Genomic DNA, 13522 nt, shown 5'->3' with positions numbered 1-13522 from the left:
TCAATTAACGATACAAAATTTATAACTAAAAACAAGTAGTTTGCGATGTAATTACGTTACTTTAAAAATAATATCTAATATAGAAACAAACTATGATTATCATAGAAATGATTTAATAGATAAATGATGTAAACTTTTTTAAAATGAAGATGGCCTTATGAAAATGAGGACTATTAGATTGGAAAGGTGTTTTAGATTATGCTTAATGAAGTAGCAGGTATTAAAATCCCAGATTCTATTTTAGCAAGGGATGCACGAGATATTTTGAGAGACTACGGAAATGATTTACTTTGGAATCATTCGAACCGTGTATTTCTATTTGGTGCCATTATGGGAAAAGAGGCAAAAAAGAATTATGATCTAGAGTTACTGTATATCAGTGCATTATTCCACGATTTAGGATTAACAAAAGAGTATAGCAGTCCAGATTTACGATTTGAAGTAGATGGTGCAAATGCTGCAAGAAGCTTTTTGCAACAATATCAAGTTCCAGAAGAGTCAATTCGTCTTGTCTGGGATGCAATAGCACTGCATACGACAATTGGTATAGCAGAACATAAAGAATCCGAAGTATCATTATTGTACTCAGGTGTAGGGTTAGACGTTATGGGGGATGGTTTTAAACAATTTCCAGCTGGATTGAGAGAAGAAATTGTACAAGCATTCCCACGTAATAATTTCAAACAAGACATTATTCCAGCTTTTTATGAAGGTTTTAAGCATAAACCAGAAACTACCTTTGGTAATATTAAATCTGATGTCGTTGAATTCTGTAAACCGAACTTTAAACCAAAGAATTTCTGTGAATGTATTTTACATTCACCTTGGAAAAGTTAATCAAAACATAAATCACAATTGTTTGTTCTAGGTGGGGTTTATACCATCAGCTTTAATCCAAGGGAGATATTTAGAGAATTTATTCATTTTATTTCGTTTTTTTTGATATAAGGGAATAATAAATAGTAAAACAACAAGAGTAGAACATGCTCTCAAGTATCTATAATAAAAAATGATAGAATAAAACAAAAAAGCCAACTACTTGAATAAGTAGTTAGCTTTTTTTTCGTGTTAAACTTTATTCGGTTTACAATTTTGAGTAAGAGAACATTGTTCTCCATGTTCAATAATCGGGCCATATTGTAGAATAATTCTTTTAGTAATAAAATTACTTTATACCAGATTATTATCTGACCATAAAACATGTAAAAATAGATAAAGTTTAATTAGAAAGGATTGAAATAAGATGGAATTACGCCATTTAGAATATTTTTTAATGGTTAGTAAAGAACTACATTTTACAAAAGCAGCTGAAAAATTAGGAATCTCTCAACCCACATTAAGTCATCAAATTAAGATTCTTGAAAAAGAGATTGGATATTCACTATTTAACCGTATTGGAAAGAAAATTGAACTTACACAAGTAGGGGAAATTGTACAAAAAGAAGCATTAAATATTCAAGGTTCCTTACAAAGTTTGTTTTCACAAATTACAGAATTTACGGAAGTAGAAATCGGGGAATTGAGAATTGCTGTGCTTCCAGGAGAAATAACTGATTTAATATCTACTTTGTGTATTCTATTTAACCAGTTATATCCTAACATTAAAGTGTTCATTCAAACTACTGATCAAGTGGAAAAGGCTGTTTTAGAAAATCGAGCTGATTTCGGTATTGATTTCCAAATTAATACTAATGATTTATTGCAAGTGACTAAATTATATGATGAAGAATTTTATCTAATATGTAATCAAAGTAATGATGGACAAAAAATTTCATTTTCTTCTGTTTTAGATAGTCCTCTTATTTTATTTCCTAGTATGCATCAATGTAGAAAAATAATAGATAAAACTAGCTATGAGCTTGGAAAGCAAATAGAGCCTATTGTTGAAACGTCAAGTATTAAGTCTATCTTGAATTTAGTTAGAAGTGGAGTTGGTTGTAGTATTGTATCCCGAACATTATATGAATTTTATGATACAGAGGATTTGTTTTTTCAAAAAATTGAAAACCCAACTTTAACCAGCACTGTTTATCTAGTAATGAAAAAGAACTGTTTTATTAATTATGCAGCACGTGAATATATTAAGTTATTAGTACGTGAAATCGAAAAGCTTTATTTTCACACAAACAAGGATGACATTAATTCCTTGCGAAGTTTTATATTATAGTTTTTTTCTATCATTATCATAGAAAGGATATGATAGACGAATAATGGAATCCTTTTTACAATTAAGAACAATCATGAATGCAATAGTCATTTTTGATATTTTTACTATCAAATTAAATAACTATTTAGAGGTGATTGTTAATGGAAAAAGATTTAAGCCAATTTATCAGAAATAAAGTGTTTTTGGACAAAGTTGTTTCTGCGGAGGAGGCAGCTTCTTGGATTGAAGACGGAATGAACATTGGAATGAGTGGATTTACACTTTTTGGTGAACCGAAAGAATTTCCACTTGCACTTTCTAAGCGCGGTGAGACAGAAGACTTCAAAATCAATCTATATACTGGAGCTTCATTAGGACCTGCTGCTGACCAATCAATGGCTGAAGCTGGGATCATTAACTTACGTGTTCCGTATCAAGGTAACCCTGTAATGCGTAAGAAAATCAATACTGGTGAAATATACTATATTGATCAACATGTATCACATACTGCAGAAGAGATAAGAAAAGGGTCATTAGGAAAAATTGATTATGCAATTATTGAAGCAGCTGCAATCACTGAAGAAGGTTATATTATTCCAACTGGTTCTGTTGGAAATTCACCTATTTTTGTGGAAAAATCTGAAAATGTTATCATTGAATTAAACACAACTGCTCCTAAAGCGTACGAGGGACTTCATGATATCCTTGTACTAGGGAATCAAGGTGAGCGTAGAGAGATTCCTATGTACAAAGTTTCAGATCGAATTGGAGAAATTGGAATTAAGGTTGATCCAGATAAAGTGAAAGGAATTGTTTTATCAGAACAGCCAGATATTCCTTCACCATTATTTGAGCCAAATGAAGAAACACAGCAAATTGCAAATAATTTATTAGACTTCTTAGCTGGTGAAGTAAAAGCAGGACGTTTAACTGAATCATTAGCTCCATTACAATCTGGAGTAGGTTCTGTTGCTAATGCAGTTCTAAATGGTATGAAAAATTCTCAATTTAAAGATATCGAGGTTTTTTCTGAAGTATTACAGGATGGGATCTTTGACTTAATAGATGCTGGTGTAGTTAAATTTGCAGCTGGTACATCATTCTCCCTTTCAAAGAAACGTGTTGATTCACTATCTGCAGATTTAGAGAAATACAAAGATAAAGTTTTGTTCAGACCTCAGGAAATTTCTAACCATCCAGAAATTATTCGTCGCCTAGGAGTTATTTCATTTAACACAGCAATTGAAGTAGATATTTACGGAAACGTAAATTCAACTCATGTTAGCGGAACAAAAGTAATGAATGGAATTGGTGGATCTGGGGACTTTGCACGTAACGCTAGAATTACAATTTTTGTAACTTCTTCCCTAGCAAAAGACGGAGCTATCTCAACAATCGTTCCTTTTGTATCTCATGTTGACCATACAGAGCACGATGTAGATGTAATTGTAACAGAACAAGGATATGCTGATCTTCGAGGACTTCCACCAGTGAAAAGAGCAGAAAAGCTTATCGAAATTGCACATCCTAAGTACAGATCACAATTACGTAATTACTTTTTAGAAGCAAAAGAGAAAGTTGGTGGTCATACTCCACACATTCTTGAAAAAGCTTTCTCTTTCCATACAAACCTAAAAGAAAAAGGTACAATGTTGATTGAGAGAGAAAAAGTGAAAAATAATTTATAAAATTAAAAAAGCGTTACGATAACCTGTAACATTGACCATAAGTACTAGCACATAAAGCCCTCGTTTTAAAGAGAGGCTTCACTTTAAAAATAAGTTTTATTGTTCTTAGGAAGTAAAATTATACTTCTCGGAAAGATAAATTAAGATTTTATTTTCTTGGTAGAAGGTAGAATTATAGTAAATATTAGCATACTCATAGAAAACAAATTTCAGACACTAAAAAGCCAACTACTAGTACTTTATGTAGTTGGCTCTATTGTACTGCTTTCTTTTGTGTATAACTTTTCTCGAAAAATGGGAAAACGAATCTATGTAGTTTCAAAACCGATAGATAATAGGCGACTTAACTACCGATTGGCACACCCAGCATTTGAGAAACAGCTAGTCCTGTAGTGGCTATAACCATACTTTTGTATTTTGTTAGAGGGAATTACTGGGGAATAGTATGCGTGATTAATTTGATTTTAGTCTTTTCTATTCACTTACGTGTAAATTGAACTGTAGGGACCGAAAATAAATGCAGTAAAAACGTTACCCTCTTTATTACATACAGGTGATCCTAAACCAGTTATTCAGAAGTTGGGACCTTAGGAATAATTAGTTTTAAAAGGAGAGCTTTGAAGATGTGTAGAACCTAATTGTAAACAAATTGACTTAATGAGTGCGCCCTATTCTAAATGTGTGAATTATAGTATAAAACTCTTCAAGATTTTAAGGTCCAAATTAAGAGTTATATACTTTGAAAAATTACTAAAATAGCTTTGATACCAAATTTAAATATGATAAAGGATGATTAATTTGATGAAACCTAGAATCGGAATGGTAGGACTGGGTGGCATCGCTCAGAAAGCATATTTGCCAATTCTTTCTAAAGAAATAGATTGGACATTTGCGGGCGCATTTTCACCCAGTAGAGAGAAGAGAAAGGTAATCTGCAATCAGTATCGTATAAAAAATTTCGATAGCTTACCGGCATTGGCTCAAGAGTGTGATGCCGTGTTTGTACACAGTTCCACTGAATCACATTTTAATGTGGTTTCGGAACTACTTTACAAAGGGATAGATGTATATGTCGATAAACCATTGGCAGCATCTATTTCGGAATCAGAAAAATTAGTCGAATTAAGTGGAAAATTGGGAAGAAAGCTTATGGTTGGATTCAATCGTCGTTTTGCTCCTATGTATGTAAAAGCAAAGGAAAAAGCAAATAATATAGCTTGGGTACGTGTTGAAAAGCACAGAACAGATAGTGTGGGTCCTTATTCTTATGGGTTCACAATGTTAGATGATTATCTCCACTTAGTCGATACAGTACGTTGGCTGGGTGATGGAGATCTTAATGTGCTGTATGGAACTGTTCATACGCGATGAAAATCAACTTTTATATGCGCAGCATATGTATGAATCCTCTCAAAATATATCTTTCTCCACAGCTATGCATAGAAAAGCAGGAACGAATTTAGAACAAATAGAATTGATTACAGACGGAGCAATTATCCGTGTAAAAAACATGAATACAACAGAAATCGAAGAAGGAAATGTAATTTCTACAACCGTTTCTTCTTCATGGGATACAATATTAAAACAACGAGGCTTTGAAGATGCTGTAAAGCATTTCATTTATTGTATTCAAAATGATGAGCAACCACTCGTGGATGGATTAGAAGGGTTAAAATCTCAACTACTTGTTGAACAATTAATAAAGCAAAAATAATTCAATTCATAAGATTATGGATATTAAATTAGTGCAAGTTTAGTAATGTCCCTTCTACATTCTACCCATTGGGCCATTGGAAAAATTGAGGAGCTTCAACAGAAAGAGTGGTTAAAAAATAAAAAAACTACTCAGGAGAGCATCAAACTTTTTATAAAATCAACATAAATCAAAGGAATTTAAGCAAAGTGTGGACACAGCCAGTATGCCACAAAGTATTTCAGGTGTTGGTCGATGTATTGTTAACGGAACCATTGAATCCTTTTAGGGCACTTTGGAGTGTAAGAATTATTATTTATATATACGAGTCGTATCAAGGGGGGAAAACTGGCGATTGAAGACAATATTCATTGTTTTAATCGCTATTGCTAACAGAAATGATTAAGCGGCTTGAGCCCTTTAGAATTCTAAGCTCAAGCCGCTTAATACATTTTTATTATTACAATGTTTTACTTGAGTGGATATATTGGAAATTAACCAATATGCTTTTACTACAATAATTAATAGTATGTCTTGCCATTATGACAAAAGCTAGACAAACTAAATAAAATGGTTATGCACTATTTCTAATTAAATGTTTAAATAACTTATTAAGAAGGGATACATATAAATGAATTTTTATATCGCCCTGTGATTAAAAATGATGTTATAAAGAGGTTATAAACCTTTAAAATTAAATATTGTTTTGCTAATTTTTCCAAGGTGAATGTAATATACATTCACAGAAATTTTTTTGTTTATAGTTCGGTTCAAAGAATTTAACGACATCAGCATTCATATTACCATAGGTAGTTTCGGGTTTATGCTTAAAACCTTCATAAAAAGCTGGAATAATGTCTTGTTTGAAATTATTACGTGGGAATGCTTGTACAATTTCTTCTCTCAATTCAGCTGGAAATTGTTCAAAACCTTTCCCTATAACATCTAAAGATATACCTGAATTCAGTAATGATACTTCGGATTCTTTATGTTCTGCAATACCAACTGTTGTATGCAATGCTATTGCATCCCAGACAAGACGAATCGACTCTTCTGGAACTTGATATTGTTGCAAAAAGCTTCTTGCAGCATTTGCACCATCTACTTCAAATCGTAAATCTGGACTGCTATACTCTTTTGTTAATCCTAAATCATGGAATAATGCGCTGATATATAGTAATTCTAAATCGAACGTCTTATTTGCTTCTTTTCCCTTAATAGCACTAAATAGAAATACACGATTTGAATGGTTCCACAGCAAATCATTTCCATTTTCTCTCAAAATATCTTGTGCATCCCTTGCTAATTTAGAATCTGGAATTTTAATACCGGCTACTTCATTAAGCATCCTTAAAACACCTTTCTTTTTAAGATTGCCTTTCTATAAAGGCTTCTTTATTGTAAAAGAGTATTTATCATTTATCTATTTGATAATTTCTATAATAATTATAGAAATTTTCTATCGAATAATCCTTTTTAAAGTATAAATGGAATGCTTTTTTTACATAAAAATTGCAGTACTCTTTTTCATTTATCAACAACCCTATAAAAAACTTCTTTGTAGCTTTTGTAAAATGTGTTCTTTGCTCACCATTAGCTCAATATATACCATTCATTATAAGGGTGGTAATCCTTCTCTCGTTAGTATTGCAAACGTTCTTTGGTTTATTCTACTTATTACTTGGTACTATTATCTCGTTTCGGCCTACATTTCTAATTGTTTTATAAAAGTAGCTCGTTTACTGGTTTTTTTGAAGTAGATCATCTAAGCCTATTCTAGTAAGGAATTCTGTTCTAACACGATCAGCAACAATTGAGACCTCCTCTGAGCCATCATCCACTGGATCAATGTGTACTCGGTATGGTCTTTCACCTTCAGGTAGAGAAACAATACGTGCAATTTCATCAGATACCATAGATACATCAGCATCCTCAGGAGAAATAGCAGCTAGCTTTTCGCCTATTTGATCTATTAAACCATTGTACTTAGCATCGTATTCCGCTTGTACTTGTTTGTCTTGTGGTTGACCAGCGTTAATAAAATGATTCGTTCCACTAGTAAAAGAACCTGGTACTACGATTGAAGTTTCTATTCCAAATCGGGCAAGTTCAGCAGCATAAGAAACTGCCAATGAGTCCATACCAGCTTTTGCGGCAAAATAAGGGGCCAAGTAGGGTGGTGTTCCACCTTTAACACTTGAGCTAGACACCCAAATAATTAGGCCTTGACCACGTTTCCGCATGTTAGGGAGCACAGCACGATTAACACGTTGAGTCGATAACACATTGATATTGTACATTTCGGCTAGTTGCTCAGGTGTAAACGCTTCTGCTGGACCAACAACCATATGTCCAGCATTATGGATTAAGACATCGATATGAGTATGTTTTGTTAAAATCTCTCTCACTGCAGAATCGATAGAATTTTGTGAATTCACATCCATTTCAATTGCGTTAATATTTACCATATGTTTAGTCGAATAATCGATAACCGCTGTTACTTGATGAGCATTACGACCATTTGTTTCCCGCATACCTGCATAGACAATATGTCCAGCTTTTGAAAGTGTTCTAGCAGTTAGAGCACCAAATCCACTTGAAGCTCCTGTTATAACTATGACTTTCTTTTGTTCTTCACTCTTCATTATTTATTCCTCCTAATGTGAAAAATTAAGCAAGACCACCATTTGAAAAGATAACTTGTCCATTAATCCATCGTCCTGAAGTTGCTAAATATGTTACTGTGTCTGCAATGTCCTCTGGTGTACCAAGACGTTCAAGTGGTGCTGCTTTAGAAAGATTATCGATTGTTTGCTTATCTTTTCCATCTAAAAATAATGATGTTGCAGTTGGACCTGGAGCCACTGCATTAACGGTGATATCTTTACCACGTAATTCGCGTGCCAATATCATTGTCATTGATTCAATTGCTGCTTTACTTGCTACATAAGCACCATATGTTGGGAATTGCGTGCGCGTAACAGAAGTAGAAAAATTGATAATTGCACCACCTTTGCGAACACGTCGTGCTGCTTGTTGGGATATTATAAAAGTTCCTCGAATATTTGTATGGTACATTTTATCTAAATCATCTAGGTTCAACTCTATGATAGAGCTTAGTAGCATAATACCTGCTGTATTAATAACAACATCAATACCACCAAATTTTTCTTCAACTTTATCAAAAGCCTTTTTCATAACTTTTTCATCTGCAACATCTCCACCAATACTTATTGCATTTCCACCTTGCTGTACAATCTCATTAACTATTGTTTCTGCTTTAAACTTATTGCCAGAATAATGAACAGCAACAGCAAATCCATTTTCAGCTAATTTTTTTACTATGGCTTGTCCAATACCACCAGAGCCTCCTGTAACAAATGCTACTCGCAAATTTTGTGCTTCATTAGTTTTTTTTGTCATGAAATTACTCCTTTATCATTAAGTAGTCGAACGAGGTTACAATTCTATAAAATTGTAACTTGTTGACACCTTTATTATACATCGATAAGTTACAAAGTCAATGTTTTGTAACTGGGGGGTATCCTGTATAATAAACTTAGTAAAACTAGGGGGTTCCACAATGGCAATACTAACAAAAGAAAAGATTTTTTCTGTTGCAGAAGATATTATTATGAGAAAGGGTGTACAAAAAACTACTCTTTCTGATATTGCAAAAGAACTTGGAGTTACACATGCGGCATTTTATAAACATTACAAAAATAAAGAGGATTTAATGCAGCAACTGGCACTAAGTTGGCTAAAAGTTACTTCAAAGGAATTACTAGAATGGGAGGCTCCTAAAGATATAAGTTCTGCTGCTGCACTTCACGATTGGCTTTGGCTTCTAGCTACTACGAAGAAAAAACTTTATCATGATAATGAGCGTATGTTTCGGTTATATACGGATTATTTAGAAGGTACTCAAATCCTCGTTAAAGATCACCTAAAACATTTGGCGCAAAAAGCAGAATCCATTAGTGGATTAAAAGAATCTGGCTCTGCTATTATTACAGCATTTGTATATTTCCATAATCCATACTTTGCAGACCGTTGGGATAATGAGTTTTATAAAGAAACTTTTGAAGATGTATGGAAATTAATTGCTAACAATCTGCCCTAAGTTAAGAGGGTGCTATTTCTAAATTCTCCCAGTAATTAATTATTACATCTGTTGTCAAAAAGATTTAAAAATATAGTTGTAAATTCAAAAAAAGATGTATGAAGAAACACCATTAAAAATTGAATATTGTAATGGCGTTTTTGATGTATTTTTCAACATAAAAAATCTTCTTTTTATTCCTTAAGAGGTTTGGTTAAAAATTTTTATCAACTGCCAGTAATTGTATAAGCACTATAGAAATCATAGGAGTAGTATCCATTGGTTCTACTACAGTAAACCTTTTATCCCAAGCTGGGATTTTTTTCGTAACTGTTACACATAAATCACCAACCTTAAATCTTTTACCGTTTGAACTAATTTCCTGAAATTACTCGGGACTTAGCATTTCAAGAAGTGGATGTAGACTATCAAATTATTAAGTAATCCATGTACTAAAAGTTAATATGAAATTTTATTATTAACTCCAATGTAAAGATGCAAATTGACACTGTCACAAGTTTTTTCTTATTGATTTACTCATAGAAAACATATATCAGATACTAAAAAACCAACTACTTGTAATTTAAGTAGTTGGCTTTTTAGTATTAGCTTTTTTAAGAAGTTGTATACTTTGAATCGATTTGCTGATTAGTAAGTAGAACTCCACTCTTTATGAATAAAATCAATGAAAAAATAAAACAAAGTCCTGTAAAGATACTAACAGAAATAAAACCGCCGATGTTTGCGTAAAGCATCCCAGCTACAAATGATCCTATAGTTGTTCCAAAATACATTGATGCATTTGCAAGTGATGCGATTGTTCCGCGTGCTGTAAAAGAAAGTGTTTGTAATAAACTCATCATAAGTGGAAAAACAATTCCTACGCACAGAAAAATTAAAAAATAAGCAGCTTTAATATATGGTAAGCCTGGTAAAAAAGGAAGAACTAGATAAAGCAAAACAAGTAGCATTACTCCAAAAGAGAGAGAGGTTTTTATACCCATTTTTTTAACCAAGCTACTTCCAAAGAAACTGCTAATTGTATTACCTAAGCCAAGGAATAAAAACACAGTTCCAATACTTGCTATGCTGAGCTGAAATTTGTCAGAAAGCCATGTGCCGATAAAGGAGAATGCAGCAAAATTTCCTAGTTGAAAAATAAAATAGCCAAGAAAAGCTAACTTTGATCTTGATTCACCCAGTAGAGCACGGTAACGTCCTAAAATAGAAGAATCTTTCTCGTGTGAATGAACTGATGGCATAGATGGCAATAAAACCGCAATAAGAATGGCTAGAAAGAAAGAGCAAATTCCAATAATGATAAACGGGGTTGGCCAACCGAAAGTAGCTAGATAACTACCGATTGGCACACCTAACATTTGAGAAACAGCTAGTCCTGCAGTGGCTATACCCATAGCTTTTAGTATTTTGTTAGATGGAACTAACTGTGGAATAGCCGCCCAGACTTGAGGGGAAGTAAACGCAGCACTAACCCCTGCTAAAAATCGAAATAAAAACATACTCCAAAAGCTCGTAGCATACCCACATAGCAAGGTGAATATACCAAAACTAAGTATGCCAACCAGCATCACTTTTTTGCGATTCCAGCCATCTGAAAGAGGCCCAGAAATTAACGCAAATAATGCATATCCCAAAGCATAGGCAGATACAATCCATCCTGACTTTTCAATAGAAATGTCAAAAACATCACGTAGTGTTGGTAATAAAGGAGAGACAATAAACGTGTCAGTTCCGATAATAAACATGATAAAGAAAAATAAAGTTAATATTTTTTTCATAGTAAATCTCCTCAATTTCTATTGTTCGAATATAATCGAACAATAGAAATATATCACCAACTATGATATATTGCAATTATTAAGTTAATATTTATTTTTAGGTAGGTGACTAATATGAGAACGCTTTACCATCCAAGTTTTAATGAAATCAATCTATCAACTGTACTTTATGCACTTAGTGATCAAATAAGGCTAGATATAATTAAGAGTTTAGCTGCAAATGGCGAACAATCTTGTAGTAATCTTGAAATTCCTGTTGCGAAATCAACCCTTTCACATCACTTTAAGGTGCTTAGAGAGTCAGGAGTTATAAACACAAGAATAGAAGGAACTCAACGGTTTATTTCAATTAGATATGACGATTTAAATACTCGTTTTCCAGGTTTACTGAAGGCTATTTTACAGGGAGTAGAATAAAGACTTATTTAACGAAGGGGTTATCCGAAAGAGTTAGACAATTTTCTTAGTAAAAGATACGGTTATATTCAAGAAATTTGTGAGTTGCTCAAAATAGAAAAAGTTCTTGCCGTACCCCAAAATAACTGGTAAAGATAAATTAATCGAAATCCAATATAAAAAAATTAATACAGGAAAATTAAAACGACATCTAACTTTTTAGATGTCGTCTCTTTTTATATATAAAAAATGCTTATTTTAGGTGTAAAATGGCGTATTCCTAGGTTAATGTATATTGCATTTAAAAGGAAAGGTTCCAAATATGTCTCTTGTCTTTCCGATGTTGTAATAGAATGTTCTTCTACTGAAGTCAACGCTATGAATAATCATCTTATATTCAAACCAACATTTGATTTGACAGTGAGGGGAAAAATAAAAGAAGTGTTGCAAAAACTTCAAATTTAAAAAAGGCGCCCTTGCAATTTCAAGTGGCGCCTAAAACATTTGAGGTAGAAATTCCCTCATGAATCGTTGATTTTTTCGTAACCATATCTTCAAAATCATGCGATGTGTTAACAGTTTATGCCTTTTATTTGGTCTCGCCTTTGCTTCTATGAGGCTCTGTAAAAGAATACAAGTTTCAGTTGCAAAAGCTTGAGGTTCAACGAGAACATCCAGCTTGTAATTAATTAACTGGGCTGTCTGAACCTTGGCAAGTAATTGCGCAAATTGTGTATTCATGGTAGCGTAATTTTCCTCTAATTCTAGGTCAATCAATGCATAGAGCGTTTGCTCTATTTCAACTTCTAATTCCTCCAATAACTCTTTTGACGGCTGTGTCACTAGTTCACCCTCTTTTATACGACTAGATAACCAATAGCTGCACAAAGTACGCCAATTAGCAAGGTACTGGCAATATAGCTTATGGCTTGTCTCCATTTTTGTTGTTCTATAAGCTGTAGACATTCAAATCCAAAAGTAGAAAAAGTTGTGTAGGCTCCTAAAAAACCTATGCCAATTAATTGCCATAACCAATCACTAAGATGTAGGGCAAATAAGAAACCAAGCGCAAAGGAGCCTGTACAATTAATAATAAAAGTCGCCCATGGATAGGGATGTACAAGTAATTTTCCTAAATAAAATCTAGAAAGAGCGCCAAAAAATCCACCAATTCCGACTAAAATCATGCAATACGCCCCCTAGCAAGTCGTATTCCCAGCCATGTGCAAGCTAATCCACCTAAAACACTTACTGTAACATAGAGTACAGCCTGTAGCCACTCGCTATTTTCTAGGAGTAATAGTGTCTCTAAGGAAAATGTCGAAAAGGTAGTAAAAGCTCCACAAAACCCTGTACCTACTCCTAGTACAATAGGTGTGCGTTTTATAAATGAAGTAAAAAACCATGCTAAGCAAAAGCAGCCCAGTAAATTAATAAACAGTGTTGTGAATGGAAATATTTCTGTATTGGGAACGGCGAGACTCAGACTATATCGACAGATGGCACCAAGAATTCCACCAATTCCCACGGCTAGAAATGACCTCAACATAAAAACCCCTTACTGAAAATGACTATAATGAAAGTGTATCATGAGACAAAAATTTTAGAAATATTTCAATTCGAGTTATGTCCCAAAATCGATTGTTGAAATGTATATAGTGTATAGAAAGTTATAGATGCGCATGAAATAATATTTCG

The 13522-nt window shown here is 33.3% G+C and carries 12 protein-coding genes and 1 pseudogene; 6 read left to right on the top strand and 7 right to left on the bottom strand.

The annotated features are described in order from the left end of the window. Positions 1-198 precede the first annotated feature (198 nt). From AC1RFD_RS08250 to AC1RFD_RS08235, 4 genes and pseudogenes are all read left to right on the top strand, one after another. A complete protein-coding gene (locus AC1RFD_RS08250) occupies positions 199-837 on the top strand; it encodes an HD domain-containing protein (protein ID WP_492474808.1) in 639 nt (212 codons plus the stop codon). 406 nt (positions 838-1243) lie between these two features. Next, positions 1244-2167: a LysR family transcriptional regulator gene (locus tag AC1RFD_RS08245; protein ID WP_333879795.1), complete on the top strand. Its 924-nt coding sequence runs from the start codon at positions 1244-1246 to the stop codon at positions 2165-2167. A gap of 140 nt (positions 2168-2307) precedes the next feature. Continuing rightward, positions 2308-3834, top strand: coding sequence for a succinyl-CoA:acetate CoA-transferase ScpC (gene scpC, locus AC1RFD_RS08240; RefSeq protein ID WP_333879796.1), 1527 nt, complete (start codon positions 2308-2310; stop codon positions 3832-3834). A 798-nt stretch (positions 3835-4632) separates the two neighbouring features. Further along, positions 4633-5548 (top strand): annotated as a pseudogene (locus tag AC1RFD_RS08235) (Gfo/Idh/MocA family protein). A 688-nt stretch (positions 5549-6236) separates the two neighbouring features. Here the strand turns inward: AC1RFD_RS08235 and AC1RFD_RS08230 are convergent. The 3 genes from AC1RFD_RS08230 to AC1RFD_RS08220 form a co-directional block, all read right to left on the bottom strand. Further along, positions 6237-6875 (bottom strand): HD domain-containing protein, encoded by a 639-nt coding sequence (locus AC1RFD_RS08230; protein ID WP_492474806.1) that lies wholly within the window; start codon positions 6873-6875, stop codon positions 6237-6239. Between the two features lie 391 nt (positions 6876-7266). Further along, positions 7267-8172: an SDR family oxidoreductase gene (locus AC1RFD_RS08225; protein ID WP_492474804.1), complete on the bottom strand. Its 906-nt coding sequence runs from the start codon at positions 8170-8172 to the stop codon at positions 7267-7269. Between the two features lie 25 nt (positions 8173-8197). After that, positions 8198-8950, bottom strand: coding sequence for an SDR family oxidoreductase (locus tag AC1RFD_RS08220; protein WP_333879800.1), 753 nt, complete (start codon positions 8948-8950; stop codon positions 8198-8200). A gap of 160 nt (positions 8951-9110) precedes the next feature. Here AC1RFD_RS08220 and AC1RFD_RS08215 point away from each other — a divergent pair, with 160 nt between their 5' ends. Continuing rightward, positions 9111-9650 carry a TetR/AcrR family transcriptional regulator gene (locus AC1RFD_RS08215; protein ID WP_333879801.1) on the top strand — a complete coding sequence of 180 codons (540 nt, stop codon included), beginning with the start codon at positions 9111-9113 and terminating at the stop codon, positions 9648-9650. A 593-nt stretch (positions 9651-10243) separates the two neighbouring features. On the opposite strand, the gene AC1RFD_RS08210 is transcribed toward AC1RFD_RS08215, so the two are convergent. After that, positions 10244-11428, bottom strand: coding sequence for an MFS transporter (locus AC1RFD_RS08210; RefSeq protein ID WP_492474802.1), 1185 nt, complete (start codon positions 11426-11428; stop codon positions 10244-10246). 114 nt (positions 11429-11542) lie between these two features. Here AC1RFD_RS08210 and AC1RFD_RS08205 point away from each other — a divergent pair, with 114 nt between their 5' ends. Next, positions 11543-11845 carry an ArsR/SmtB family transcription factor gene (locus tag AC1RFD_RS08205; RefSeq protein ID WP_131521437.1) on the top strand — a complete coding sequence of 101 codons (303 nt, stop codon included), beginning with the start codon at positions 11543-11545 and terminating at the stop codon, positions 11843-11845. A gap of 474 nt (positions 11846-12319) precedes the next feature. Here AC1RFD_RS08205 and AC1RFD_RS08200 read toward each other — a convergent pair whose 3' ends face one another. From AC1RFD_RS08200 to crcB (AC1RFD_RS08190), 3 genes are read right to left on the bottom strand one after another with little or no spacing between them, the layout of a single operon-like run. After that, positions 12320-12667: a hypothetical protein gene (locus tag AC1RFD_RS08200; protein WP_048392463.1), complete on the bottom strand. Its 348-nt coding sequence runs from the start codon at positions 12665-12667 to the stop codon at positions 12320-12322. Between the two features lie 14 nt (positions 12668-12681). After that, positions 12682-13011, bottom strand: coding sequence for a fluoride efflux transporter CrcB (gene crcB, locus AC1RFD_RS08195; protein WP_066037745.1), 330 nt, complete (start codon positions 13009-13011; stop codon positions 12682-12684). Beyond that, a complete protein-coding gene (gene crcB, locus AC1RFD_RS08190; RefSeq protein WP_115673310.1) occupies positions 13008-13373 on the bottom strand; it encodes a fluoride efflux transporter CrcB in 366 nt (121 codons plus the stop codon). Before crcB (AC1RFD_RS08190) ends, crcB (AC1RFD_RS08195) begins: the two co-directional genes overlap by 4 nt. Between the last annotated feature and the right edge of the window lie 149 nt (positions 13374-13522).

It is taken from the genome of Lysinibacillus sp. GW823-FHT02G10 (assembly GCF_058797135.1).
This window is presented reverse-complemented; position numbering and strand designations above follow the sequence as displayed.